Source organism: Brachybacterium sp. AOP24-D1-21, assembly GCF_052378665.1.
Taxonomy (GTDB): Bacteria; Actinomycetota; Actinomycetes; order Actinomycetales; family Dermabacteraceae; genus Brachybacterium.
Window position 1 is genome coordinate 311,305 of record NZ_JBQSXX010000001.1, and the last position, 25,610, is coordinate 336,914.

The following is a 25,610-nucleotide window of genomic DNA, read 5'->3' on the forward strand; positions in this document are numbered from 1 at the left end:
GAACCGCCGAAAGTCGGCTGCTGCTGCGTCGATTCCCTCGTTCGATGCGCGATCCATGCCAGGGGCAAGGTTCGCATCCTCGGGACGGGCCTCATCCGGTGATCATTCGCCGAGGTGCCCCAGGGGACACTCAGAGAACGGAACCGGGTATGTCGGCCCACGCAGACAACTTGAACAGTGTGCCAGAGATCGGACCGCCCCCACAAGGGAGGGGCAGGTGCAGCCGATCACATGCTCAGCACCGGCGCCGGTGCCGGAACTCAAGAAGGGCCCGGACGCTGCCGCCCGAGCCCTTGCCACCGTACCCTCCCACGCCGTCCCGCTGGCACATCCGCCGTTCAGAGGGGAGGCGACCGATCACTTGTTCGTGCTCGGCCCGATCCCGCCCTGCAGCTGACGTTGGAAGATGAGGTACACGATCAGCACCGGGATGATGGTGATGGTGACGGAGGCGAACATCGCGCCCCAGTCCGAGTCGTACCCCTGCTGGGCCTGCATGTTCGCAAGACCCTGGGCGAGGACGTACTTGTCCCGATCGGTGTTCAGCACGATCGGGATCAGGAACTGGTTCCACAGGCCCAGGAAGTTGAAGATCGTCACGCTGGCCATGCCCGGGCCCGCCATCGGCAGCATCACCTGGAAGAAGGTCCGGAAGTCCCCCGCGCCGTCGATCGCCGCCGCCTCCGCGATCTCTTCCGGCAGCTGCCGGAAGAAGGCGTAGAGGAAGAACACGGTGAACGGGAGCGCGAAGCCCACATACGCCAGGATGAGGCCGATGTAGGTGCCGCGGATGTACAGCGACTCCATGATGAAGAACAGCGGCACCACCGCGAGGAACAGCGGGAAGGTGAGCCCGGCGATCAGGCCGTAGTACAGCACCTGCCGGCCCGGGAAGTCGTACCTCGCCAGCACGTAGGCGCACATCGCGCCGAGCAGCATGACCAGCACCAGTGCGACGCCCACCACCAGCACGGTGTTGCCGAAGAATCGGCCGATGCCGGCTTCCGTCCAGGCGGTGACGAAGTTGTCGAAGTTCCATGATTCCGGCATGGCGAACGGAGAGGCGAGGATCCCGCCGGAGCTCTTGAAGGAGCTGAAGACCGTCCACAGCAACGGCAAGAGCACGACCAGCGCCCACAGCGAGAGGATGGTCTGGGCGACCACCGTGAACACGCGGTCCTTCGGATTGGCCCGGCGCCGACGGGACGCGGCTGTCGCGCCGGTGGAGTGTGCCGGCGCGGATCGGGGCGCCTTGAGCTCGGTGTTCATCGCTCCCCCTTCTGGCGGGTGCTGAACAGGACGATGACAGCCATCAGCATCGTGATCAGCGCCATCACCACACCCATCGCCGAGGCGAGGCCGAATCGGGAGTCACTGAATGCAGTCTGGTAGAGATACCTCGAGACCACCTCGGTGCTCTTGCCGAGCCCGCCGTTGGGGGTCATGACGTTGATGTACACGAACATGTCCAGCGCCATGATCCCCATATAGACCGCCGCCGTGGAGACGTTCTCCCGCACCATCGGCAGGATCACCGCCACGGAGAGGCGGAAGCGACCGGCCCCGTCGATGCGGGCCGCCTCGACCACCTCGGAGGGGATCGACTTGATCGCCGCGACGAACAGGACCATGTAGAAGCCCACCAGGCTCCACACCACGGCGGCCACGATCGCCGCCAGTGCGAAGCGCCGATCGCCCAACCAGGCGATGTGGATGTCCAACCCCACCAGGTTCAGCAGCCCGTTCAGGAGCCCGCCGTTGGGCGAGTAGATGAAGGCGAAGAGGATCCCGACGACCACCGCGGGGATGACGTAGGGGAAGAAGCTGACGACCCGGAAGATCGTCGCGCCGCGGATGCCGCGGATCGTGCCGCGGCTGTCCCCACCCACCGTCACCAGGATGGCCAGGATGAAGGCGAGGGTGATGGTCACGGTGGGCAGCACGATCATGAAGATCATGTTGTTCCGCAGTGCCCGACGGAAGACGTCGTCGTGGAAGAGCGTGACGTAGTTGTCCAGCCCGATGAACTGCGGCGCCCTGGCCAGGCCGCGCCAGTCGGTCAGCGAGTAGTAGAACGCCTGCAGGAACGGCGAGACCACGAACACGACATAGATCAGCATCGGGAGGCCGAGGAAGAGCGCGAAGAACAGCACGCGGGAAGGGGTGATGCGGGCACGCCTCCCCCGGGAGCGCGGGGCGCTCACCGGAGGAGTGGCCGCGGGGACTACCGCCATCATTCGACGTCGAACTTCTCGATGCTGTCGTCTTCGCGGACCTTGTCGATCGCAGCCTGCGAACGCTCCCGCGCCTCGTCGGCGGTGACGTCACCGTTGAGGAACTCCGCCCACAGGGGCTTGAACTCATCACCCATGCCGTACCAGTCGGTGAAGTTGTAGGTGAAGACATCCTCTCCGGCGGCGTCGATCATGGAGCTGACCGAGGCCAGACCCGTCGAGCCGAAGCCGTCGTCGGGGATGGTGTCTTTGACGATCGTCATCGAGGAGGTGAGCTTCGAGAAGTTCTCGCACTGCTCCTTGGAGAGCATGACGCGGAGGAACTCGAGCCCGCCTGCCCCGTTGGCGGCCTTGCTGGGGACCATGAAGGGCTCGCCGGCAGCGCCGTGGATGGCGGTCGGGCTCATCGTGCCGCCGTCGGCGAGCATCGGGGTCGGGGCGCCGGTCATGGCGTAGTCCTCGGGCGTGGTGCTGCGCTGCTCATTCTCGATCCAGGACCCGGAGGGGTACATGACCGCCTTGCCGGTCACCCACTGGGTCTGGGCCTCGGTGTGCTTGATGCCGGCGCCGCCGGAGAGGAAGTACCCGGCCTTGACGGCCTCCTCGATCGCGGCGAAGGCATCGACCACGGTGGGCTGCTCATAGGCGCCCTCCTCCAGGCGATCCAGCATCTTCGCGACCTCCGGGCCGCCCTGCTTGATCGCCATCGACAGCGCGAGCTCGTGATAGTAGTCGGCGGCGTTCTGACCGCCCCAGGCGAACATGGCCAGACCCTCACCCTTGGCGGCCTCGGCGATGGTCATGACATCGTCCCAGGTGGTAGGGGCCTCCCAGCCCTTGTCCTCGAACTGCTTGGCCGAATACCACAGGGCGAAGACGGTGTACATGTAGTTCAGCGCGTACAGCTTGCCGGAGTAGGTGCCCGGCACCAGCACACCGGGCAGCAGGGACTCCTCGATGGTGCCGCCGTCGAGCGACGGCGCCTTGATGAGGGCGGCGAGGTCCGCGAGGCTGCCCTCGGAGATCAGGGCGCTGGCGTTCATCGACTGCGCACCTGAGTTGTCGAACAGGTCCGGGGGGTTGCCGCCGATGAAGCGGGGTTGGAGGTCGGGCTGGATGTTCACGGTCGAGGTCACCGCAGCGGTCGCCTCGGGGTAGAGCTCCTCGAACTTCGTTCCGGCATCCTTTGCATACTGGTCGCCGTAGCCACCGTTGAAGATGACCACGTCGACGGTCGAATCCGCTTCGACACCGAAGGGGTTCTCATCGCTGACGTCGCCGCCACCCGTGGCGACAGCGCCACCGCCGTCACTTCCTTCGTCGTCACCGCCACCACCGCCAGCCGCACAGGCGCTCAAGGCCACGGCACCGGTGCCGAGGGAGGCGAGAGAGAGGAAGCGGCGGCGGGAAGCGCCCATTCTGTCCAGGGGAGTCTCGAGCAGGGGATCGCGCTCAGCGTCCATGGTGTCCTCATTCGTTGTTCGTCGTCGAATACGAGTGCTGTACAGGACAGTAGTCGTTTATGTCGCGCGTCACGTGGTTTTCAGCGGCGTGCCCCGGATCGTTACCTGCACCCCCTGCCGCCGTGCGGGCGGAACCCAGCAAGTTCTCTCACGACTGCTCTACCGTGGGCTCCATGAGCCAACCGATGCAGTCCCCCCGCTCCGCGTCGCCGCTGACGGCGCGCCTGTACGACCTCGAGTACCCGCGCTCTCTCGGCGTCTACAACACCTACCAGGAGGTGCAGTCCGTGGTCGACACCCTGGCGGACCGTGAGTTCCCGGTGCAGAGCACGCTGATCGTGGGCACGGATCTGAAGCTGATGGAGCGGGTCACGGGGCGAAAGACCTGGCCGCGGGTGGTCGGGCAGGGCGTGCTCTCGGGCCTGTGGATGGGACTGTTCCTGGGCCTGCTCCTGATGCTGCTGAACCCGGGCGACCTCATGATCGTGGTGACCAGCGTCCTGATGGGCATGGTGTTCTTCACCGTGTGGTCCGTCATCGGATATGCGATGACCGGGGGCAAGCGTGACTTCACCTCGATGACCTCGACCATCCCGATGCAGTACGAGCTGCTCGTCGAGCACAAGCACGCCGCGCAGGCGCGCCAGATCCTCGCTGACTCCGGTGCGGGGCCCGCTCCCACCGCTGCACCCGCCCCGGTGACGGCTCCGCCTCACGGCCATACCCCGCTCCCCCACGCAGGCGCACCCTCCAGCGGGGGCCAGCAGTTCGGCGCACGCACGCCGCAGCCCGGCGCACCCGTGTCCGGCGCACCCGCCCGACCCAGCTACGGACAGCCGGCCTCCGGCGCGTCCCCAGCCCAGGGAGAGCCTCGCAGCCACCGGCCCACCTTCGGGAAGCCGGCCGGTGCACCCCTCCATGAGCAGGCGACCTCGCCGTCGACTCCGCAGGCGTCTGCCGCCTCCGGCAGCTTCGGAGCGCCGGCACCTGCGCCCGAGCCTGCGCCTGGTGCCGGGGGTGCCTCACAGTCCCACTCCACACCGGACGGCCGTCCGAGCAGAGGCGATCATGCCGCTCCCCCGCAGGACGGCAGCCAGGACGGCGACGCCTCGCGCTGACCGGTTCGGCTCAGGGGGCAGGCCCCCGCATCAGCACGTCGGGCGTGCTTGGTGCGGGGGCCTTTCTCTGCCCCGTGCCCCTGAGCTCCGTGGTCCTCAGGAGCTCACTGGCCTGCCGTCCCGCCGTCCTCGCCGCCTGCCGGCCTGCCCTCCAGCTGGCCCGGGCACCTGCCGCCAGCCCTTCTGCTGCCCTGCTGCCCTGCTGCCCGTCCTGCTGCTCACGCGCATCGGCAGGATGATCAGCTGTACGGCGTGGGCCCGAAGACGGAGCGGGCCCAGAGACGACGAAAGACCCCGCACCGGTCATCCCGGTGCGGGGTCTTCGTTGCTCAGCGCTCGCAGAGAGAGCGCCTCACGGTTGCGGGGTCACCCCCGCGGCGATCACTTGGTGATCTTGGTGACGCGGCCGGAGCCCACGGTGCGGCCACCCTCACGGATGGCGAAGCCGAGGCCCTCCTCCATGGCGATCGGCTGGATCAGCTCGACCGTCATCTCGGTGTTGTCGCCGGGCATGACCATCTCGGTGCCCTCGGGCAGCGTGATGACGCCGGTGACGTCGGTGGTGCGGAAGTAGAACTGCGGGCGGTAGTTCGAGTAGAACGGGTTGTGACGCCCGCCCTCGTCCTTGGACAGGATGTAGACCTGCGCCTCGAAGTTCGTGTGGGGGGTGATGGTGCCGGGCTTGGCGACGACCTGGCCGCGCTCGACGTCCTCACGCTTGGTGCCACGCAGCAGCAGACCGCAGTTCTCGCCGGCCCATGCTTCGTCCATCTGCTTGTGGAACATCTCGATGCCGGTGACGATCGTCTTCTGCGGCTCGCGGATGCCGAGGATCTCGACCTCGGAGTTGATCGCGAGCTTGCCGCGGTCGACCTTGCCGGTGACGACGGTGCCACGACCCTGGATCGTGAAGACGTCCTCGATCGGCATCAGGAAGGCCTGGTCGAGATCGCGGACGGGGTCCGGGATGGACTCATCCACGGCGTCCATGAGCTCTTCGATGGCCTTGACCCACTTCTCTTCACCCTCGAGGGCCTTGAGAGCGGAGACCTGGATGACCGGCGCGTCCTCGTCGAAGCCCTGAGCGCCCAGCATCTCGCGGACCTCCATCTCGACGAGCTCGAGGATTTCCTCGTCGTCGACCATGTCGGACTTGTTGAGAGCGGCGAGCAGGTAGGGAACGCCGACCTGCTTGGCGAGCAGGACGTGCTCACGGGTCTGAGCCATCGGGCCGTCGGTGGCGGCGACCACGAGGATCGCGCCGTCCATCTGAGCAGCGCCGGTGATCATGTTCTTCACGTAGTCAGCGTGCCCGGGGGCGTCGACGTGCGCGTAGTGGCGCTTGTCGGTCTCGTACTCGATGTGCGAGACGTTGATCGTGATGCCGCGCTGCTTCTCTTCGGGCGCGTTGTCGATCGTGTCGAAGTCACGCTTCTCGTTGAGATCCGGGAACTTGTCGTACAGAACCTTCGAGATCGCAGCGCTCAGCGTGGTCTTGCCGTGGTCGACGTGACCGATGGTGCCGATGTTGACGTGCGGCTTGGTCCGCTCGAACTTGGCCTTCGCCATGATGGTGTCCTCCTAGGACTTCTAATCGTGGTACTTCTGGATCGGGATCGGATCCCGCCTCGGCGAGGCGGAGCTCCGAAGGGAGTGTGGGGGAAACAGGAGAAGGAGCCTACCTGCTTCCCCCGACTCCTCACTCGCCCCGGGTCTTTGCGATGATCTCGTCCGCGATGCTGGACGGGACCTCCGAGTAGCTGTCGAACTGCATGGTGTACATCGCACGGCCCTGGGTCTTGGACCGCAGGTCGCCGACGTAGCCGAACATCTCCGACAGCGGCACGAGAGCACGGACGATCTTGACCCCGCTCGCGTCCTCCATCGACTGGATCTGACCTCGCCTGGAGTTCAGATCGCCGATGACATCTCCCATGTACTCCTCAGGAGTACGGACCTCGACGTCCATGAGGGGCTCGAGGAGGACCGGCTGCGCCTTGCGCAGGGCCTCCTTGGCCGCCATGGAGCCGGCGATCTTGAACGCCATCTCCGAGGAGTCGACGTCGTGGTAGGCGCCGTCAAGCAGCGAGGCCTTGACGTTCACGACCGGGTAGCCGGCGAGGATGCCGGAGACCAGGGCGCTCTGGATGCCTGCGTCCACGCTCGGGATGTACTCGCGCGGGATGCGGCCGCCGGTGACCTTGTTCTCGAACTCGTAGAACACGCCGTCTTCGGCATCGGTCAGCGGAGCGAAGGTCACCTGGATCTTCGCGAACTGGCCGGAGCCACCGGTCTGCTTCTTGTGGGTGAAGTCGAACTTCTCCACCGTCCGCTTGATCGTCTCGCGGTAGGCCACCTGCGGCTTGCCGATGTTGGCCTCGACGTTGAACTCGCGACGCATACGGTCCACGAGGATGTCGAGGTGCAGCTCGCCCATGCCCTTGATGACGGTCTGGCCGGTCTCCTCGTCGAGCTCGACCTGGAAGGTCGGGTCCTCCTTGGCGAGCTTCTGGATGGCCACACCCAGCTTCTCCTGGTCGCCCTTGGTCTTCGGCTCGATGGCGACCGAGATGACCGGCTCCGGGAAGCTCATGGACTCGAGCTGGATCGGGTTCGCCGGATCGGTGAGGGTGTCACCGGTGGTGGTGTCCTTCAGACCGATGAACGCGTAGATGTGGCCCGCGAAGGCCTCATCGACCGGGTTCTCCTTGTTGGAGTGCATCTGGAACAGCTTGCCGACGCGCTCCTTCTTGCCGGTGGTGGCGTTCAGGATCTGATCGCCCTGCTTCACCTGGCCGGAGTAGACGCGCACGTAGGTCAGCGACCCGAAGAACGGGTGCGCGGCAACCTTGAAGGCGAGGCCGGAGAAGGGCTCGTCCCACTCGGGCTTGCGGGTCAGCTCGACCGACTCGTCGTTCGGCTTGTGGCCGACCATCGGGGGCACGTCGAGCGGCGAGGGCAGGTAGTCGATGACACCGTTGAGCATGGGCTGGACGCCCTTGTTCTTGAACGCGGTGCCGCAGAAGACCGGGTATGCCTCGGAGTTGACCGTCATCGAGCGGATGCCGGACTTCAGCTGCTCGAGGGTGAGGTCGCCCTCCTCGAGGTAGGCCTCCATGAGCTCCTCGGAGCTCTCGGCGACGTCCTCGACGAGCTTGCTGCGGTACTCCTCGACGGTGGCTGCCAGATCCTCGGGGATCGGGATCTCGCGCTGCCACTGGCCGAGCGAGGGGTCACCCTTCTTCGAGTTGATCGCGGGCATGTCCTCTTCGAGGGTCTCGGGCCAGTCGTAGGCCTTCATCTCGACGAGGTCGACGATGCCGGTGAAGTCGTGCTCTGCACCGATCGGGACCTGCATGACCAGCGGCTTCGCGCCGAGGCGGTCCACGATGGTCTTGACGGTGAAGAAGAAGTCGGCGCCGAGCTTGTCCATCTTGTTGACGAAGCAGATGCGGGGCACGTCGTACTTGTCGGCCTGGCGCCAGACGGTCTCCGACTGGGGCTCCACGCCCTCCTTGCCGTCGAACACTGCGACAGCGCCGTCCAGCACGCGCAGCGAACGCTCCACCTCGACGGTGAAGTCGACGTGGCCGGGGGTGTCGATGATGTTGATCTGGCTGTCGTGCCAGTAGCAGGTCGTCGCGGCCGACGTGATCGTGATGCCGCGCTCCTTCTCCTGCTCCATCCAGTCCATCGTGCCGGCGCCGTCGTGGGTCTCGCCCATCTTGTAGTTCACGCCGGTGTAGAAGAGGATGCGCTCGGTCGTGGTGGTCTTGCCAGCATCGATGTGAGCCATGATGCCGATATTGCGGACCTTGTTCAGGTCGCTGAGCACTTCAAGTGCCACGGGCTGTGCCTTTCTGGAGAACGGATGCTGGTGGAGCTGCCGAAGGACAGTCGGTGGGGTCCGCCCAGACGGGCGAACCCCACCGTGAACTCACCAGCGGTAGTGAGCGAAGGCGCGGTTGGACTCGGCCATCTTGTGGGTGTCCTCGCGGCGCTTGACAGCTGCACCGAGGCCGTTGGAGGCGTCGAGGATCTCGTTCATCAGACGCTCGGTCATGGTGTTCTCGCGGCGGGCGCGGGAGTAGCTGACCAGCCAGCGCAGCGCCAGCGTGGTGGAGCGGCCGGGCTTGACCTCGATCGGCACCTGGTAGGTCGCGCCGCCGACTCGGCGGGAGCGGACCTCGAGGGAAGGCCGGATGTTGTCCAGAGCCTTCTTCAGGGTGACGACCGGATCCTGGCCGTTCTTCTCACGGGCACCCTCGAGGGCGCCGTAGACGATGCCCTCGGCGACGGTCTTCTTGCCGTCCAGGAGGATCTTGTTGATGAGCTGCGTGACGATCGGCGACCCGAAGACGGGGTCGACGGCCAGCGGGCGCTTGGGAGCGGGGCCCTTACGAGGCATTACTTCTTCTCCTTCTTGGCGCCGTAGAGCGAGCGCGCCTGCTGGCGGCCCTTGACGGACTGGGTGTCCAGTGCGCCGCGAACGATCTTGTAGCGCACGCCGGGGAGGTCCTTCACACGACCGCCGCGGACGAGCACGATCGAGTGCTCCTGGAGGTTGTGGCCCTCGCCGGGGATGTAGGCGCTGACCTCGATGCCGGTCGACAGCCGCACACGCGCGATCTTGCGCAGCGCAGAGTTCGGCTTCTTGGGGGTCTGGGTGTAGACGCGGGTGCAGACACCGCGGCGCTGGGGCGAACCCTGGAGCGCGGGCGTCTTGGAGGAGGACGAACGACCGTCCCGCCCCTTGCGCACCAACTGCTGAATAGTAGGCACAGCTTCTCTTCCTTGTCAGCCCTCGGAGCTGTTGGCACCGAAGGATCAACATCTTCGACCGCTTGCACGGTCGGCGACCCGATATTCACCGCCCCCATGGCCCGGGAGGCTCGGCGTATCGGCCCGCCCGACAGGTGATGGCACCAGTCGGGCGTCCAGGAGGACCGTGATCGGCGCCCCGGGGCAGGAGGCCGGGCATGGCCACCCTTCCCATATTCGGGCACACCGCGAGGATCCGCTCCTCGCGGGGGACACCCCCCGCAGCCCCGAAGGGCACGCGGGTCAGTCCCGGGTCACGACCAGAGGGCACTCCGGACGCATACGCAGTCTACTGAGATGCGCGGGATGCGGTCAAAGCTTCTGGGAGGTTCCGACACAGATCACATGACGCCCTGTGACCGCCGGCCGAACCCGCAGCAAAGCGCCCGGCGAGAGCCAGCATCTCCCCAGGTCAGCGCTATGCGAGCTGTACTGCACATCCCTGACGCCGTGGATCCCACTGGATCCCACGCACAACGGGACCCCGGGCCAGAAGCCCGGGGTCCCGTGGAAGATCAGTGCATCAGCACGTCAGTACGTCGCTCAGCGGATGCCGAGCTTGGAGGTGCAGGAGGGCCATGCGCCCCAGCCCTGCTGGGCCTGAACCTTCTTGGCGATGTCGATCTGCTGGCCGCGGGTGGCCTGGTTCGCGGTGGAGGCGTACTTGCCGCCGCCGAAGGCCTTCCAGGTTCCTGCACTGAACTGCAGGCCGCCGTAGTAGCCGTTGCCGGTGTTGATGGACCAGTTGCCACCGGACTCGCACTGGGCGATGCGGTCCCACACGGAGCCCGACGGAGCAGCCGGCGCCGAGGCACCGGTGTTCCCGGAGGACTCCGACGAGCTGCGCTCGGAGCTGCGGTTGGACTTGCTGCCGGTGCTGCGCTTCTCGCTGGAGGACTTCTCGGAGGACGACTTCTCCTCCTGCACGGGCTCCGGCTTCGGGGCGGGCTTGGTGCCCTTGGCGACGACCTCGGTCACCGGCTCGGTGACGACGGTCTCGGAGACCAGCTCGGACTCGGTGACCTCACCGTCGACGGTCTTCTCGGCGAAGACCTTCTCGGTGGCGCCCGCCTTGCCCTCGGTGGTGGTCTTGGTCTTGCCCTCGAGCAGCGAATCATCCTCGACGGTCTTCGTCTCGAACGGGATCTCGACAGACTCGGTGCGCTCGCCCTCGCGGACGCGTTGGACCGTGTGGGTCGCGCCGTCCTCGAGCAGGGTGTCGCGGGGGACGTCGGCGGTGTCGGTGTCCTCGATATCTCCGAGCACCTTCTCCATCGCCTCGCCAACGGTCAGGGCGGACACCTCGAAGGTGTCCTGGCCCTTCTGGCCGACGAAGGTGACCGTCTTACGGGTGACGATCTCGACCTCGCCGTTCGCGGCGCTGAGCGAGGAGGTGGGCTCCGGGGTGATCACGGCGCCCTCGGCCTTGTAGTCGGTCTCCTCGAGCGCATCGGCCACGGTGTCGCCGGTGGTGAGCAGATCCTTCGCCACCCCGTCGATGGTGACGGTGACCGGGGTGCGCTGGATGACCTGGATCTCGAGGCCGTCGGTGACGGCCTCCGTCAGGGCCGGCACCACCAGGTCGGTGTCCTTGACCTCGATGCCCTGGGCGGAGAGCAGATCCCCCACGGTGGGCTGCGAGAAGGTGCGCACCGAGGATTCCTCGCCGTACACGTTGAGCTGCGCCTCATTCGACATGGCGAACGCGGTGCCGCCACCTCCGACAGCGACGACGCACACGGTTGCGGCTGCGACGATCCACGGGGTCTTCTTCACTGTTCCACCTGTTCCTTGCCGCGGCATGCGGCGTTCGTGTCGTTCTCAGAGCTCCGGTCCCCAGCAGGTGGGGCATGCAGCTCCGGCACGCGCACGCACTCCGACGGAGATGCGGCAGGAAAGCCTGCGCGGGAACTGCCAGGTGCCATCGTTTCCCGGTTCGTCCCATTGCGTAAGGGGAGAGGCGAGAGTTTGAAGAAGCACCCGAGAGGTCTTTACCCTCTCGTGAACCTCAGGGTCTGCCAGGTCACGCCGCAGAGCCCTGGATCCGCCTGGAACGCGACCGGGACCACAGCGGACGCGTTCGCCGCCACTCCCCCACAGCCATCTGCCGCGGATCCCTCCCCGTGCCCTCTCGCGCCAGTCCCCCGTGCCCTCGTGCGGGGGTCCTTCCCTAGACGGGAGCAGCGCCAGTCCCTATACAGGGGCATCGGCAGCAGGCCCCGGACGCAAAGACGCCGCGGGGCGGCCCCACCGAAGTGGAGCCGCCCCGCGGCGTGTGGTCGCTCGTGCGCCGCCTCGACGGCGGACGAGCTCCCGCGCTCAGCGCAGGATCACCGGATCACCGGAAATCAGTGCGGAACGGATCTGCGTAGTCGATGTCGTCGAGGTTGACGGCACCGGTCTGGCCGAAGCCGGAGAAGTCCAGCTCGTCGTAGCCCGGCACCTGGTACATCTGTGCCTTGGCCTCGTCGGTGGGCTCGACCGCGATGTGGCGGAACCGCGACAGGCCGGTGCCAGCGGGGATGAGCTTACCGATGATGACGTTCTCCTTGAGCCCCATGAGCTTGTCGCTCTTGCGGTTCAGGGCAGCCTCGGTGAGCACTCGGGTGGTCTCCTGGAAGGAGGCCGCCGAGAGCCACGACTCGGTCGCCAGCGAGGCCTTCGTGATGCCCATCAGCTCCGGACGACCCGAGGCCGGCTGACCGCCCTCGGAGAGGACCCGACGGTTCTCCCGCTCGAAGTTGACCCGCTCGGCGAAGTCGCCGGGCAGCAGACCGGTGTCACCGGACTCGATGACCGTCACGCGACGGAGCATCTGGCGCACGATGACCTCGATGTGCTTGGCATGGATGTCCACACCCTGGCTGATGTAGACCTTCTGCACCTCGTCGACCAGGTGCTGCTGCACGGCACGCGGGCCGAGGATCCGCAGGACCTGCTTCGGGTCCACCGAACCCAGCGTGAGCTTCTGGCCGACCTCGATGTGGTCACCGTCGGCGATCAGCAGGGACACGCGCTTGGAGACGGTGTAGGACACCGGCTCGGAGCCGTCGTCCGGGGTGACCGTGATCCGGCGCTGCTTGTCGTTCTCCTCGACCTCGACCCGACCCGAGAACTCGGAGATCGGCGCGAAGCCGGCCGGGGTACGGGCCTCGAAGAGCTCCTGCACACGCGGCAGACCGTGCGTGATGTCGCCCTCGGCGCTGGCCACACCACCGGAGTGGAAGGTACGCATGGTCAGCTGGGTGCCGGGCTCGCCGATCGACTGGGCCGCGACGATGCCGACGGCCTCGCCGATGTCGACCAGCTGGCCGGTCGCGAGCGACTTGCCGTAGCACTGGACACAGGTGCCCACCGCGGAGTCACAGGTCAGCACGGAGCGGATCTTGACCTCGCGGACACCGGCCTCGACGAGCTGCTCGATGCGCACATCGCCCAGCTCGGTGCCGGCCGGAGCCGCCTCGGTACCGTCGGCGCCGATGGCCGCAGTGGCCAGGACGCGCCCGTAGACGGTGGATTCCGCGTGCTCGTGGGGACGGAGCACGCCGGCCTCCTCGACCGCGATCGGAAGCACCAGGCCCTTGGTCGTGCCGCAGTTGTCCTCACGGATGATGACGTCCTGCGAGACATCGACCAGACGACGGGTCAGGTAGCCCGACTGCGCGGTCTTCAGCGCGGTATCCGCCAGGCCCTTGCGGGAGCCGTGCGAGGCGATGAAGTACTCCAGGACCGAGAGCCCCTCCTTGTAGTTGGAGAGGATCGGGCGCGGGATGATCTCGCCCTTCGGGTTGTTCACCAGACCACGCATACCGGCGATCTGGCGGACCTGCATCCAGTTGCCTCGAGCACCCGAGTCCACCATCCGGAAGATGGTGTTGTTCGAGTCGAAGTTCGCCCGCATCGCCTGGTCGACCTCGTTGGTCGCCTCGGTCCAGATGTCGATGAGCTCCATGTTGCGCTCGTGCTCGGAGATCAGGCCCAGGTCGCGGTTCTCCTGGATCTGGGCGTTCTTCTCCTCGTACTTCGCGATGATCTCCGCCTTGTTCGGCGGGGTCACGACGTCGGACAGGGCGAAGGACGCACCCGAACGAGTCGACCAGGAGAAGCCATAGGACTTCAGCGCATCCAGCGATGCGGCGACCTGGCCCTTGTCGTAGCGCTCCGCCAGGGCGTTGACGATGCCGCCCAGACGCTTCTTGCCGACCTGACCCTGCACGAAGGGGAAGTCCTCGGGCAGCGTCTCGTTGAAGTGGACGGCGCCCAGGGTGGTGGTGAGGATGATCGGGTCACCCTCGGTCCAGCCCTCGGGGGCCTCCCAGTCGCTCGGCGGGACGATGTCCGTGAAGCGGATGTCCACCAGCGCGTTGAGATCCAGCTCGCCGCGGTCGTAGGCCATGATCGCCTCGGCCTCGGAGGCGAAGCGCCGACCGATGCCGGGGACGCCCTCGCGCACCGTGGTGAGGTGGTACAGACCGATGATCATGTCCTGTGCGGGCATGGTCACGGGGCGGCCGTCGGACGGCTTGAGGATGTTGTTGCTGGACAGCATCAGGATGCGGGCCTCAGCCTGCGCCTCTGCCGACAGCGGCAGGTGAACAGCCATCTGGTCGCCGTCGAAGTCCGCGTTGAACGCGGCGCACACGAGCGGGTGCAGGTGGATGGCCTTGCCCTCGACGAGCTGCGGCTCGAACGCCTGGATGCCCAGACGGTGCAGGGTGGGCGCACGGTTCAGCAGCACCGGGTGCTCGGTGATGACCTCTTCGAGGACGTCCCACACCTCGGGGCGTGCCCGCTCGACCATCCGCTTGGCGGCCTTGACGTTCTGGGCGTGGCTGAGCTCGACCAGGCGCTTCATGACGAAGGGCTTGAAGAGCTCGAGCGCCATGCCCTTGGGCAGGCCGCACTGGTGCAGGCGCAGCTGCGGGCCGTTGACGATCACGGAGCGGGCGGAGTAGTCCACGCGCTTGCCGAGCAGGTTCTGACGGAAACGACCCTGCTTGCCCTTGAGCATGTCCGAGAGCGACTTCAGCGGGCGGTTGCCCGGTCCGGTGACCGGACGGCCACGACGACCGTTGTCGAACAGCGAGTCGACCGACTCCTGCAGCATCCGCTTCTCGTTGTTCACGATGATCTCGGGAGCACCGAGATCCAGCAGCCGCTTGAGGCGGTTGTTGCGGTTGATCACGCGGCGGTACAGGTCGTTGAGGTCGGAGGTCGCGAAGCGGCCACCGTCCAGCTGCACCATCGGACGCAGGTCCGGCGGGATCACCGGGACGGCGTCCAGCACCATGCCCACCGGCGAATTCGTGGTGGTGAGGAAGGCGGAGACGACCTTGAGGCGCTTGAGCGCACGGGCCTTCTTCTGCCCCTTGCCGGTGGCGATGATCTCGCGCAGCAGCACCGACTCGGCCTCGAGGTCGAAGTCGGCCAGACGACGCTGGATCGCCTCGGCGCCCATGCCGCCCTCGAAGTACGTGCCGTAGCGCAGCTTCATCGCACGGTAGAGCTGCTCGTCACCCTCGAGGTCAGCGACCTTGAGAGTCTTGAAGCGCTCCCAGATGCGAGTGATGCGGTCGATCTCGGCGTCGTACTTCTTGCGGATCTGGGCCTGCTCACGCTCGCCGGAGTCGCGGACCTTGCGCTTCGCGTCGGCCTTCGCACCCTCCTCCTCGAGCTGGGCGAGGTCCTTCTCCGCGGACAGCGCGCGGTTGTTGATCGCGGCGTCGCGCTCGTTCTCGAGCTCCTTGACCTCGAGATCGAAGCGGGCCTGGAGGTCCGGCATGTCGTCGTGACGTGCCTGATCATCCACTGCCGTGATCATGTACGCGGCGAAGTAGATGATCTTCTCGAGATCCTTCGGCGCAAGGTCCAGCAGGTAGCCCAGGCGGCTCGGCACGCCCTTGAAGTACCAGATGTGGGTGACGGGGGCGGCGAGCTCCACGTGGCCCATGCGCTCACGGCGCACGGAGGATTTGGTGACCTCCACGCCGCAGCGCTCGCAGATGATGCCCTTGAAGCGGACGCGCTTGTACTTGCCGCAGTAGCACTCCCAGTCCCGGGTGGGGCCGAAGATGCGCTCACAGAAGAGGCCGTCCATCTCGGGCTTCAGGGTGCGGTAGTTGATGGTCTCCGGCTTCTTGACCTCGCCGTGGGACCAGCCGCGGATGTCATCGGGCGTCGCAAGACCGATGCGCAGCTCGTCGAAGGTATTGACGTCGATCACAGGTGTCCTTCTCTCGATCGGAAGAGTGGTGTCTGAGGGAACGGGGTCGAGGGCGGGGCTCAGGGGGCGGGTGCCGCGTCGCGCGGCGACCCGGCCGCCCGAGCCCTATATCCCTCAGACCTCTTCGATGGAGCCGACGCCCTCGTGAGGCCGGCGGGACAGGTCGATGCCGAGCTCCTCCGCGGCGCGGAAGACCTCCTCATCGCCTTCCTGAACTTCCTGGGCCGTGCCGTCGGAGGACAGGACCTCGACGTTCAGGCACAGGGACTGCATCTCCTTGAGGAGCACGCGGAAGGACTCCGGGATGCCGGGCTCGGGGATGTTCTCGCCCTTGACGATCGCCTCGTAGACCTTGACGCGGCCGGCGATGTCATCGGACTTGATGGTCAGCAGCTCCTGCAGGGCGTAGGCGGCGCCATAGGCCTCGAGGGCCCAGACCTCCATCTCGCCGAAGCGCTGGCCGCCGAACTGCGCCTTACCGCCCAGCGGCTGCTGCGTGATCATCGAGTACGGGCCCGTGGAGCGCGCGTGCAGCTTGTCGTCCACCAGGTGGTGGAGCTTCAGCAGGTACATGTAGCCCACGGAGACCGGCTCCGGGAACGGCTCGCCGGAGCGGCCGTCGAACAGCCGTGCCTTGCCGTCCTCCTTGACCATCCGCTCGCCGTCCCGGTTGGGGCGGTGGTTGGCGATCAGGCCGGTGACCTCGTCAGCGGTGAGGCCGTCGAAGACGGGGACGGCGACCGGGGTGCCGGGCTCGCCGTGCAGAGCTGCCTCGGGCAGATCAGCGGCGGTGGCATCCGTCGGATCCAGATCCCAGCCGGACTTGGCGACCCAGCCGAGGTGGGTCTCCATGACCTGGCCGATGTTCATTCGGCCGGGCACGCCCATCGGGTTCAGGATGATGTCGACCGGGGTACCGTCCTCCAGGAACGGCATGTCCTCGACCGGCAGGATCTTCGCGATGACGCCCTTGTTGCCGTGACGGCCGGCGAGCTTGTCACCATCGGTGATCTTGCGCTTCTGGGCCACGTACACGCGGACCATCTCGTTGACGCCGGTGGGGAGGATGTCCCCGTCCTCGTCGTCGTTGAAGACCTGCACACCGATGATGGTGCCGGACTCGCCGTGAGGGACGCGCAGGGAGGTGTCGCGCACCTCGCGGGCCTTCTCGCCGAAGATGGCGCGCAGCAGGCGCTCCTCCGGGGTCAGCTCGGTCTCGCCCTTGGGCGTGACCTTGCCGACCAGGATGTCTCCCGGCTCGACCTCGGCGCCGATGCGGATGATGCCGCGCTCGTCGAGATCGGCCAGCACGTCGTCGCCGACGTTCGGGATGTCCCGGGTGATCTCTTCCTTGCCCAGCTTGGTGTCGCGGGCGTCGACCTCGTGCTCCTCGATGTGGATCGAGGTGAGGACGTCATCCTGGACCATCCGCGAGGACAGGATGATGCCGTCCTCGTAGTTGTGGCCCTCCCAGGACATGAAGGCGACCAGGAGGTTCTTGCCGATCGCGAGCTCGCCCTGATCGGTCGAGGGGCCGTCGGCCAGGATCGAGCCCGCTTCGACGCGGTCGCCCTCGTCGAAGAGCACCCGCTGGTTGTAGGAGTTGCCGGCGTTGGAGCGCTGGAACTTCCCGATCGGGTAGGTCTGGCGGGTGCCGTCGTCGGCCATCACCACGACCAGATCTGCGGAGAGCTCCTCGATGACACCGGCCTTCAGCGCGGTGATCACATCGCCGGCGTCGACGGCGGCGCGACGCTCCATGCCGGTGCCGACCAGCGGCATCTCGGAACGGAGCAGCGGCACGGCCTGGCGCTGCATGTTGGAGCCCATGAGCGCACGGTTGGCGTCATCGTGCTCGAGGAAGGGAATCATCGCCGTGGCGACAGACACCATCTGCCGAGCGGAGACGTCCATGTAGCCGACGTCCGCGACGGCGACCAGGTCGGGCTCGCCGCCGGGGAGGCGCACCAGGACCTCTTCCTCCAGGAAGCGGCCCTTCTCATCGATCTTGGCGTTGGCCTGCGCGATGATGTGGCGATCCTCGTCGTCCGCGGTGAGGTAGACGACCTCGTCGGTGACGTGGCCGCCCACGACCTTGCGGTACGGGGTCTCGATGAAGCCGAAGGGGTTGATGCGGGCGAAGGTCGCCAGCGAGCCGATCAGACCGATGTTCGGACCCTCAGGGGTCTCGATCGGGCACATGCGGCCGTAGTGCGAGGGGTGGACGTCACGGACCTCCATGCCGGCGCGGTCGCGGGAGAGGCCGCCCGGGCCCAGCGCCGAGAGCCGGCGCTTGTGCGTCAGGCCCGACAGGGGGTTGTTCTGGTCCATGAACTGCGAGAGCTGGGAGGTTCCGAAGAACTCCTTGATCGCCGCCGTGACCGGTCGGATGTTGATCAGGGTCAACGGCGTGATCGCCTCGACGTCCTGCGTGGTCATGCGCTCGCGGACGACGCGCTCCATGCGGGACAGGCCGGTGCGGACCTGGTTCTGGATCAGCTCGCCCACCGCGCGGATGCGACGGTTGCCGAAGTGGTCGATGTCGTCGGTCTCGACGCGGACCGGCTTGTCGTCGGTGCTGGTGTACTCGCTGACACCGTCATGCAGGGCGACGATGTACTTGATGGTCGAGACGATGTCCTGCAGGCGCAGGGTCGACTCGGAGAGGCTGCCGTCGAGACCGAGCTTCTTGTCGATCTTGTAGCGGCCGACCTTCGCGAGGTCGTAGCGCTTGTTGTTGAAGTAGAGGTTGTTCAGCATCGCCTCGCCCGCATCGCGCGTGGGCGGCTCGCCCGGGCGCTGCTTGCGGTAGATGTCGATGAGCGCCTCGTCCTGGGACGCGATGCGGTCCTTCTCCAGGGTCGAGCGCATCGACTCGAACTCGCCGAACTCCTCGAGGATGTCCGAGTGGGACAGGCCCAGGGCCTGGAGCAGGGTGGTGACGGACTGCTTGCGCTTGCGGTCGATGCGGACGCCGACCTGGTCGCGCTTGTCGATCTCGAACTCGAGCCAGGCGCCGCGCGACGGGATCATCTTCGCGGAGAAGATGTGCTTGTCGCTGGTCTTGTCGATCGACTCCTCGAAGTACACGCCCGGGGAGCGGACCAGCTGCGAGACGACGACACGCTCGGTGCCGTTGATGATGAAGGTGCCCTTGGGAGTCATGAGCGGGAACTCGCCCATGAAGACCGTCTGGGTCTTGATCTCGCCGGTCTCGTTGTTCATGAACTCCGCGATGACGTACAGCGGAGCCGCGTAGGTGAGATCCTTGTCCTTGCATTCGTCGACCGTGTACTTCGGGTCGTCGAAGGTGTGGTCCCGGAAGGACAGCGACATATTGCCGGCGAAGTCCTCGATCGGGGAGATCTCCTCGAGGATGTCCGCAAGACCTGAGGTCTGCGGGACGTCCTCCCGACCTGCGGAAGCGGCTTCCTGGGCACGCTCCTGCCAGCGGTCGTTGCCGAGCAACCAGTCGAACGAGGTGGTCTGCAGACTCAGCAGATCCGGGACCTCGATCGGGTCGCCGAGCTTCGCGAAGGTGACGCGAGGTGAGGCGGTACGAAGTGCGATGTCAGTGGTGCGATCGGTGCTCGAGGCAGCCAAGGGGGGTCCTTCCACAGGCCGATGACGGAATCCCAGGCGCGGCGAACACCCGTCAGGCGGTGGAGCAGACAATGTGGTGAACAGAGCGGCAGAACCGACGGGCGACGCGTAGCGCAAGGACCGAGCATACAGAAATTCGCGGATGGACACAAGTGCCGCGACGCGACTGGTCCATCCACGTCGGCCGCTATATGCCTGGCGCAGAGGTTCTGTCGGTGCTTCCTGCCCGTCTGTCTCGACCGGCCCGGCGGTGTGAACACACCGGGCACGTGCAGCAGGAACAGCTCCGTACGGGAAAAAGCATGAAGGGAAATCGCGCCAGAGTCAAGCAGGCAGGGTCCCGCCCGGAGTGTCGGGGCACGTCAGGGCACCTTTGGGTACCTTTTGGGCATCTTCCTGCCTCCGGGCGGAGGGTGCGCGTCCGGCGCCTTTGCAGCCCCGCAGGGCCGGCCGCGCGCGGCGCGCGAGCACCTTAGGGACAGCACGTGGGGCCGCGTCCTCTCTCAGAGGATGCGGCCCCACATGATCTGCCTCACCGTTCCGGCTCGGAGTCCGTTCCGGCTCGGAGCCGTGTTTCAGCGCCGGAGCTCAGGACCGGGACTCAGGGCCCGTGGTGTTCAGCTTCGGCGGCGAAGCGCGATCAGCCCCCCACCGGCCAGCAGCAGCGCCGCCGCCGCCCCGAGCGGGACGAGGATCTCGGTGCCGGTGCGGGCGAGTGGACCGCCCGAGCCCTTACCGGCGCCGTCAGCCGTGCCGGTGCCCTGTCCCCCGCCGCTGCCAGATCCGCCTCCGGCGCCGGCATCGCCACCGTTGCCATCTCCGCCGGAGCTGCCGTCATCACCGCCCCCGTCACCGCCGGTCCCGCCGCCGGGTACCTCGGCCGGCAGGATCAGGTACGAGGCCTGGGAGGGCCCGGAGAAGGTCAGCATCCCGTCCGCCCAGGTGGAGGTCACCGGCAGGCGGGTTCCGTCCTCCAGCAGCTGCAGGACCCGCTCGCCCTCTGCACCAGGCACGGTGATGACCGACTCCAGGGAGCCGTAGACGTTGGCGAGCGTCACCACCCGGCCTTCGCCGCCCTCGGCATCACCGATGGTGGCCGTCAGCGAGTCATCGCTGCGGAAGGTCGCCGTGGCGCTCACCTCACCCGCGGTGAGGGTCACCTGCTGCAGGGCCACCGTCACGGTGATCCCCAGCTCGACCGCCTCGCCGCCAGCGCCCATGACCGGGTCACCGGCCGCATCGACCACAAGGGCCCGCACCGCTTGCTCTCCGTCGGCCAGGACGGTCCCCGGCGCGAGCCGCAGGCTGTATCCGGCCGCGGCGGCGGCCTCGGCGTCACCGTCGAGTGTCACCTGGTAGCTCGCGAGCGCCGCCTGGGCCAGCGCGGCCTGGTCGCCCAGCTGCTCGCGGTGGATGCTCAGCTCCACCGTCTCGGGACCGCTGATCCCCAGCTCGGGCTCGGCGGCGACGACCTGGAAGATCCGCTCTGAGGTGGACGTGCTGCCGGCGAGGTCGGTGGCGAGCACCGTGAGGGTGTGGTTCCCCTCTGCGAGGTCGGCCGTGGGCACCTGGGTGCTCAGCTCGGTCTGCGCGGCACGGGTGCTGGTGCCGAAGGTCGTGACCTCGTCGACGCCATCTGTGCCGTCGGTGTCTGCACCCTCAGCGTCTGCGCCGTCGGCGTCTTCGCCCTGCAGCTCCCGCAGGTCGACCAGCGCGTCTTCGAGGGCGTGCTCCTCGGTCGCGAGGTCGGTGGCCGCGTCGTGGACCACCTCACCGTCCAACAGCACCTGCATCCCAGCCAGGTTCTCGTCCGCGACGGAGACCTCGATCTCGCGGGCGTCGTCGATGACTTCGCCGTCGGCCAGGTTCGCGATGTCGACCCTTGTGACGTCCTGGTCGAGGATGACCGGGATCAGACCCAACAGCACATTGCCGTTGGAGTCCACGAACTCGACCAGCAGCGTGTCGCCATCGGCCACGGTGATCTCGGTGGAGAAGTCGCGCTGGTTGGACTGCTCCCCCGGGCTGCCGATGTCGAACCGTTCGATGACCGTGGAGTCGTTCAGCCGGAGCCCGTAGCCCCAGCCGTCATCGGACGCGGTGCCGGCCACGGTCACCTGCTCTGTGTTCGTGTACAGGGTCCCGCCCACCAGGGTGGGTTCGTCGATCTGCAGGGTGGGTGCCGTGACATCGAAGTACAGGCGGACCCCGCGGTCGTAACGGATGGTGCCGTCCGCGTCCTCGATCACCATGCGGTAGTGGTTCTCACCGGTCGTGACCGGGAGCTCGGCGGCGAAGGCGCCGTCCTCCGCGATCTGGGCCGTGATCGGCTCCGGGTCGGTGTACTTCCCGTCCTCGTCCACGCGGCTGCCCGGGGTCAAGGTGATCGTGCCCCCGGACAGGTACTCGCCGCGGAGGGTGAAGACACTGCCGTCGGCACTCGTATCCGGGGTGTCGCCGGGCACGAAGCATGCGGCCTGCTCGAGCACGCAGTCGGCGTTGGTGATCTCGGGCATCGCCCAAGTCTCGGCAGGGGCCCGCCCGGAGATCGCGAAGGACTCCGAGCTCGTATTCACGCCGTCCGAGGCGGAGAGCGTGAAGGCCGCTGCGATCTCGCCCGGAGTGACCGTGATCTCGAAGCTGCCGTCCTCGGCGATCTGCGCCGTGATCTCACCGGAGGTGACGCTGAGCTGGGCGCCCTCGCGCTCGTCGGCGACCGTGCCGGCGACCGTGAGGGTCCCGTCCTCGCCGACCACGGCGTGTCCCTCCGCGTCGGTCTCCATCGCGGTGATGGTGAGCTCCGGTGCGGTCGAGTCGAAGGTGACCGGGAGCGTCCGTTCCTGCAGCACCGTGCCATCCTCGCCGAGCCCCTCGACGAGGAACTCCTGCGTGCCCTCGGCCAGCGGGAGCACGTGGCGGGAGCGCCCCTCGGGGGTCTCCACCGTCTGGTCACCGACACGCACGGCGACGATGTCGGAGGAGACATAGCCGCTCAGCAGCAGCGATCCGTCCTGCACCAGCAGCGACTGCGGGCCGAGGACGCCCTGCTCGAGCTGGGAGGCGTTGGCGATCAGCATCGTCGAGGGTTCGAAGACCTTCGTGCCGACGCCCAGGTTGAAGCCTGCATCGAGCACCGAGACGGTGACGAACGGGACCGACTCCGGGTCGACCTCGATCGAGAACGTGCCGTCAGGCGCCTCGGTCACCGGGATGTCCTCGCCGGCGGCGCCGGTCGCGGTGGGCGGGGCGAGGATGCCGGAGCCGTCCTCGAGGACCGAGAAGGAGAGCAGCCCAGCCTCGTAAGGACCGAAGTCGACCTCGGGCGCGGTGGCGTCGATCCCGAAGGAGAAGTCGGTGCTCTGCCAGTCCTGCTCCTCACCGAGCCGGGCCTCGACCCGGTAGGTGTACTGCCCATCCGGCAGCGCGGCGTAGCCCACCGCCTGCGGGTCGTAGAGGGTGCCATCGAAGGCAGCCCCGGTCCACTGGAGCTCGCGCGGATCGGCGACGAGTCCCCAGTCGCCGAGCAGGTTCCGGTAGACCCCCTGCTCCTGCCCCAGGACCTTCACCTGCGCACCCGAGGCGTCCAGAACGCTGTAGCGGATGTCGGAGGCATTGCGCATCGTCACCAGATTCGGCGCGATGGTGTCCATGTCGCCGTCACCGTTGGGCGAGAGCCAGAACTCTCCGATGTCGCTGCTGAGCGGCAGGGTGGAGCCGCCCCACATCGTGATCAGCTCGCTCTGCACGCCGACGCCCTCGAGCGGTTCGCCCACGGGGAGCACGATCGGCTCGGCATTCCAGTCACCGGCGAAGCCGAGGAAGGGGATGGAGAGGTTCGGCTGGTCGGCGTCATTCGAGGTGAACTGCACCCAGCCGCCGGTGAAGTGATCAGCACCCGCCTCAGGGGTGACGGCGACCTCGACGGACGCGGTGCCACCGGCGGGCACGGTCACCGTGTTCGGCGTGGCCACGGAGCCGCTCGAGCTGCGCACCGTGGTGGCGCCGCCGGCGTCGTTGGTCTCAGCCAGCAGGGTGGTGCTCGGGAGGGTGAACTCCGCGGCGGTGTCGCCGCTGTTGGTGAGCGTCACGGTGAAAGAGGCGGTGCCGGAGATCTCGCGCAGCGCGGCCGCGCCCTCGCCGTCGACGGTGGCGATGACATGGGAGTCCAGCGCCTTGTCGACCTGGGCGAGGCCGGCGCCGACCTGGCGCGGCGAGGCCGACGGCACGGCGGTGTCGCCCTGGACGGGGATCATCGCCGTGTTCATCAGCATGATCTTCGCCAGATCCACCCGCTCGGCACCGGTGACGTCGGGACGGGTCTGCTCCAGATGCTGCAGCACCAGCGCGGTCATCCCGGCGACGTTCGGGGAAGCCATCGAGGTGCCGGAGTTCATGCCGTAAGTGCCGTCGTTGTACGTCGAGTACACATTGCCGCCGATGCCGGCGATCTCGGGCTCGAAGTCGAGCGTCGGGGTCGAGCCCCACGAGGTGAAGCTCGACGGGGTCAGCGCGGTCGCGCTCGCACGCACATCGACCTCGTCGGTGATGCGCAGCGTGGTCTCCCCCGCCTCGATGGCGGCCTGCAGCTCGAGGCCGACGGACTGGCTGACGGTGATACCGGGCAGGGTGAAGCTCTCCACCCCCGCCATCCCGAAGGCTGCATCCTCGGTGTTGTAGACGACGACGCCGCCGGCGTTGGCCGTGATGGCGTTCTCGTACTTCTCGGTGAAAGAGATCTCGCCGCGGGAGATGAGCGCGTAGGCGCCGTCCAGATCCACCCCGTCGATGTCCGCTGCGGTGCCGAGGCCCAGGTCGACCAGGCGGTGCGGCTGATCATCGAGGGTCCCGGTGGCGGGCGAGTAGGGCACGCCTTCGGTCTCGTCGTTCACGTACGCCATCAGCTGCGTGAGGACCGAGTTGTCGATAGAGGCGACGGTCAGCGCGGAACCCAGGGTGCCCGGCGCGCCGACGGTGCCGTCGTCATGGAGCCCGTAGAGATCATCGGCGACCCCGCTGGGCGAGAAGTTCTGGCCGTCGTTGCCGGCGGCGATCACCGTGACGACCCCCGCGTCACGGGCGGACTCGATCGCGAGCGAGCTCGCGTCGGAGGCGTTCTTCTGCCCGTTGGAGGAGCCGAGCGACATGTTGATCACGTCGGCGCCCTGCTTCACCGAGTCCTCGATCGCGGCGACGATGTCCGAGTCCGTGGCACCGCCGCCGGAGTTCGAGAACACCTTCATCGCGAGCAGCTGCGCGTTGGGCGCGGCGCCGTCCAGCTCGCCGGTCTCGACGAAGTCACCGGGGTGGTCGCCCTCGGAGCCGTTGGCCGCGGCGATGCCGCCGACGTGCTGGCCGTGCGCGTCGACCACGCCGTCCTTGATCACGTAGCTCTCGTCGGCGTAGTTGTAGCCGTCGGGGATCTTGCAGGTGAACCCGGCCTCGGCGGCCGGATTGATCTCCGAGATCGCGGCCGCGCCGCAGTCGTCGAGTCGCAGGGCGGGGTGGCTCGGGTCCAGGCCGGAGTCGATGATCGAGATGACCATGCCGGTGCCGTCCACGCCGTGGGCATCGAAGGCCGCGGGCACTCCCTGCAGATCGCGGGCGGTGTGCTCGGTGCGCTCGTAGACCCGCTCCCGGCGGACCGAGAACACCTCCGGCTCGAGCGAGAGAGCGGCGAGCCGGTCCCCCGGCACGGAGGCGCTGAACCCGTTGACCAGGTAGCCGAACTGTCGGTCGATGACGAGCCCGTGCCGCTGGGACCAGGTGTCGATCAGGGACTGCTGAGCCTGCAGCCGCGAGCTCTCCTGGGACATCGAGAGGGTCGAGTCCTCGCCCTTCAGCAGCACCACGACGTCCACCGGATCCGAGGTGACGTCGTCCGGGAGGCTGGGGACACCCTCCACCGGGCTGGGTGCGGCCGGTGGCGTCGGCACCTCAGGGGCCGCGACCGCGGCACTCATACCGAGACCGAGGGTCCCGATCAGCAGTGCGCCGGACAGAGCGGCGAGACGACGAAGCGGCCGAAATGGCACAGGAACCCCCGGGTGATTCACGACATAGGCGGGGTCAGCCTATGGAGCATCCAGCGAACTTTCACCTGGTCGTCAGCATCCGGAAGTCACGAAACGGTGACGGTGCGCCGATGCGC

At 67.3% G+C, this 25,610-nt stretch carries 12 protein-coding genes; 1 reads left to right on the top strand and 11 read right to left on the bottom strand.

Annotation, left to right across the window (positions count from 1 at the left end; genetic code table 11):
• Positions 1–357: 357 nt before the first annotated feature.
• The 3 genes from ACT3UF_RS01550 to ngcE are packed head-to-tail and all read right to left on the bottom strand — an operon-like array spanning position 358 to position 3,697.
• Positions 358–1,269, bottom strand: a complete 912-nt coding sequence (locus ACT3UF_RS01550; protein ID WP_441444679.1) for a carbohydrate ABC transporter permease — start codon at positions 1,267–1,269, stop codon at positions 358–360.
• Positions 1,266–2,237 (bottom strand): carbohydrate ABC transporter permease, encoded by a 972-nt coding sequence (locus ACT3UF_RS01555; protein WP_441444678.1) that lies wholly within the window; start codon positions 2,235–2,237, stop codon positions 1,266–1,268. Before ACT3UF_RS01555 ends, ACT3UF_RS01550 begins: the two co-directional genes overlap by 4 nt.
• Positions 2,234–3,697, bottom strand: coding sequence for an N-acetylglucosamine/diacetylchitobiose ABC transporter substrate-binding protein (gene ngcE / locus ACT3UF_RS01560; RefSeq protein ID WP_441444677.1), 1,464 nt, complete (start codon positions 3,695–3,697; stop codon positions 2,234–2,236). The genes ACT3UF_RS01555 and ngcE overlap by 4 nt, the downstream gene beginning before the upstream one ends.
• A gap of 173 nt (positions 3,698–3,870) precedes the next feature.
• Here ngcE and ACT3UF_RS01565 point away from each other — a divergent pair, with 173 nt between their 5' ends.
• Positions 3,871–4,815: a general stress protein gene (locus ACT3UF_RS01565; RefSeq protein WP_441444676.1), complete on the top strand. Its 945-nt coding sequence runs from the start codon at positions 3,871–3,873 to the stop codon at positions 4,813–4,815.
• Between the two features lie 381 nt (positions 4,816–5,196).
• On the opposite strand, the gene tuf is transcribed toward ACT3UF_RS01565, so the two are convergent.
• The 8 genes from tuf to ACT3UF_RS01605 all read right to left on the bottom strand — a co-directional run bounded on the left by tuf (position 5,197) and on the right by ACT3UF_RS01605 (position 25,422).
• Entirely contained in the window at positions 5,197–6,384 is a 1,188-nt protein-coding gene (tuf, locus tag ACT3UF_RS01570) for an elongation factor Tu (protein ID WP_441444675.1), read from the bottom strand.
• Between the two features lie 130 nt (positions 6,385–6,514).
• The gene (fusA, locus tag ACT3UF_RS01575; RefSeq protein ID WP_441444674.1) at positions 6,515–8,662 is read right to left on the bottom strand and encodes an elongation factor G; all 2,148 of its coding nucleotides are present in this window, start codon (positions 8,660–8,662) and stop codon (positions 6,515–6,517) included.
• A 90-nt stretch (positions 8,663–8,752) separates the two neighbouring features.
• Positions 8,753–9,223: a 30S ribosomal protein S7 gene (gene rpsG / locus ACT3UF_RS01580; RefSeq protein ID WP_299298842.1), complete on the bottom strand. Its 471-nt coding sequence runs from the start codon at positions 9,221–9,223 to the stop codon at positions 8,753–8,755.
• A complete protein-coding gene (gene rpsL / locus ACT3UF_RS01585; protein ID WP_345076990.1) occupies positions 9,223–9,597 on the bottom strand; it encodes a 30S ribosomal protein S12 in 375 nt (124 codons plus the stop codon). Before rpsL ends, rpsG begins: the two co-directional genes overlap by 1 nt.
• Positions 9,598–10,179: 582 nt before the next feature.
• Complete coding sequence (locus ACT3UF_RS01590; RefSeq protein ID WP_441444673.1) at positions 10,180–11,412, bottom strand: resuscitation-promoting factor; 1,233 nt, start codon at positions 11,410–11,412, stop codon at positions 10,180–10,182.
• A 562-nt stretch (positions 11,413–11,974) separates the two neighbouring features.
• Positions 11,975–15,859 (bottom strand): DNA-directed RNA polymerase subunit beta', encoded by a 3,885-nt coding sequence (locus ACT3UF_RS01595; RefSeq protein WP_441444672.1) that lies wholly within the window; start codon positions 15,857–15,859, stop codon positions 11,975–11,977.
• Positions 15,860–15,973: 114 nt separating this feature from the next.
• Positions 15,974–19,462 (bottom strand): DNA-directed RNA polymerase subunit beta, encoded by a 3,489-nt coding sequence (gene rpoB / locus ACT3UF_RS01600; protein ID WP_441444671.1) that lies wholly within the window; start codon positions 19,460–19,462, stop codon positions 15,974–15,976.
• A gap of 617 nt (positions 19,463–20,079) precedes the next feature.
• Positions 20,080–25,422, bottom strand: coding sequence for a S8 family serine peptidase (locus ACT3UF_RS01605; protein WP_444502121.1), 5,343 nt, complete (start codon positions 25,420–25,422; stop codon positions 20,080–20,082).
• Between the last annotated feature and the right edge of the window lie 188 nt (positions 25,423–25,610).

Bases quoted from the DNA above. Each gene is read 5' to 3' on its own strand.
- ACT3UF_RS01550 (WP_441444679.1), bottom strand. From the start codon at position 1,269: ATGAACACCGAGCTCAAGGCGCCCCGATCCGCGCCGGCACACTCCACC.
- ACT3UF_RS01555 (WP_441444678.1), bottom strand. From the start codon at position 2,237: ATGATGGCGGTAGTCCCCGCGGCCACTCCTCCGGTGAGCGCCCCGCGC.
- ngcE (WP_441444677.1), bottom strand. From the start codon at position 3,697: ATGGACGCTGAGCGCGATCCCCTGCTCGAGACTCCCCTGGACAGAATG.
- ACT3UF_RS01565 (WP_441444676.1), top strand. From the start codon at position 3,871: ATGAGCCAACCGATGCAGTCCCCCCGCTCCGCGTCGCCGCTGACGGCG.
- tuf (WP_441444675.1), bottom strand. From the start codon at position 6,384: ATGGCGAAGGCCAAGTTCGAGCGGACCAAGCCGCACGTCAACATCGGC.
- rpsG (WP_299298842.1), bottom strand. From the start codon at position 9,223: ATGCCTCGTAAGGGCCCCGCTCCCAAGCGCCCGCTGGCCGTCGACCCC.
- ACT3UF_RS01605 (WP_444502121.1), bottom strand. From the start codon at position 25,422: ATGAGTGCCGCGGTCGCGGCCCCTGAGGTGCCGACGCCACCGGCCGCA.